This window comes from Martinezella lusitana, from assembly GCF_014207095.1.
GTDB lineage: Bacteria > Pseudomonadota > Alphaproteobacteria > Rhizobiales > Rhizobiaceae > Rhizobium > Rhizobium lusitanum_B.
Window position 1 is genome coordinate 1 of the sequence record NZ_JACHBG010000065.1, and the last position, 1,421, is coordinate 1,421.

Annotated in this window: 1 protein-coding gene; it reads right to left on the reverse strand. The window is 60.8% G+C overall.

The features are described 5' to 3' along the window. Positions 1-263: 263 nt before the first annotated feature. Entirely contained in the window at positions 264-1,301 is a 1,038-nt protein-coding gene (locus GGD46_RS33600; RefSeq protein ID WP_004119987.1) for an IS110 family transposase, read from the reverse strand. Positions 1,302-1,421: the final 120 nt, after the last annotated feature.

Consider the following 1,421-nt stretch of genomic DNA (forward strand, 5'->3'; position numbering starts at 1 on the left):
CTTCTGTAACGGGCTGTCCCGAGTCAATCCCTTTTGAGCTTAATCCCTCGCCGAGTGCTTGCTTCTGTCCGCAGTCGACGCCGGGGTCGCTGCTTTATGGGGTCTGCTGAGGACCGGCTGGCCAATCTAAGGACGCGCAGTCACCTCAGTGCTGCTTGCGGTTCATCGGCCTATCCGCTCCATCGTCCCGGCGAAGGGACCTTGCTCCGGTGGGCTGATGGTGGTGCCCGCCCGAAACCTTGTCTTGTTGTCTCGCTTCCTGCTCAGGCGGTCATGGCTGACGCCGCCTTGTGGGGAATGAAGTTGGTTTTATCCCTGAGCATGTGGTGCAACACCACCGCCAGCTTACGGGCCAGCGCAACACGCGCCTTTCTGGGTCCCGCACGTCTTGCAACCGCCAGCGCCCAGCTTTTGAGATCCGAACCCTTCACGGGGCGCGTCAGGATGACATTGGCCGCCTCGTAGAGCGCGGTTCGTACGCCCGCATCACCGATCTTCGAGATGCGGCCGCTATAATCGGTTTCGCCCGATTGATACTTCTTGGGCGTCAATCCGAAATGCGGCCCCACCGCTCGTGATGATCGGAAGCGCTCAGGCGCGTCAACAGCCGACACGAATGTCAGCGCCACCAGCACGCCAACGCCGGGCGTCGTCATCAGCCGACGTGCATTATCGTCCTGACGGGCCATGACACGCAGCTTTCGTTCAAAACCTGCAAATTCGTCCATAAGCGCGTCGCGCACCTTCAACAGTGAAACGGTGATCGCCTCCAAGGTCGGATGACCTTCAATCAGCTCGCGGATCCGTGCCGCATAGGTGCGCCGCGTGGTCGGCCCTACCTTGAGGCCGAAACCGCGCAGAATGCCCCGGAGGCTCATCTCGATGTCGTGAAGTTTTCCCTGGATGAGCTTGCGTGCGGTCAGCAGCGCTCGCACCTCCTGGGCCGGAAGAGATTTGCAGTGGACCGGCCTGAACCAGCCAAGCCGCATTAACTGCGCAATACCCCGTGCGTCCTTCTTGTCGGTCTTCACGGGCATCGTCTTGAAGGCCGCCCGCACGTGGCGCGTCTCGATCAGTTCGACCGCCAGATCCGCCTTCGCCATTTCCGCGTAAAGCCATTGCGACAAGGGGCCAGCCTCAAGACCAATTCGTTCCATCGCCGCGCCCTGCTCGCCAAACCAGGCGATCAGCGCATCGGGTTCACTGTGGACCTTTGCCTCGCGCACGATGCGGCCATCCGCATCCACCACGCACACACTCGAGTATTCCAACGAGACATCGATTCCGGCATACTGCTTCATGGTCGTCTCTCCGTGATGCTATGGAGCAGGCCACTCCTGACTCCGCGACACCATCATTGTGAGGGACGACCACCAAGCCTTCAAACTCGCCTGGCTGGGATCCGCCCGTTACACCATCTA

What these genes read in the sequence shown, in the direction of transcription:
- GGD46_RS33600 (WP_004119987.1), bottom strand. Translation starts at nt 1,301, where the DNA reads ATGAAGCAGTATGCCGGAATCGATGTCTCGTTGGAATACTCGAGTGTG.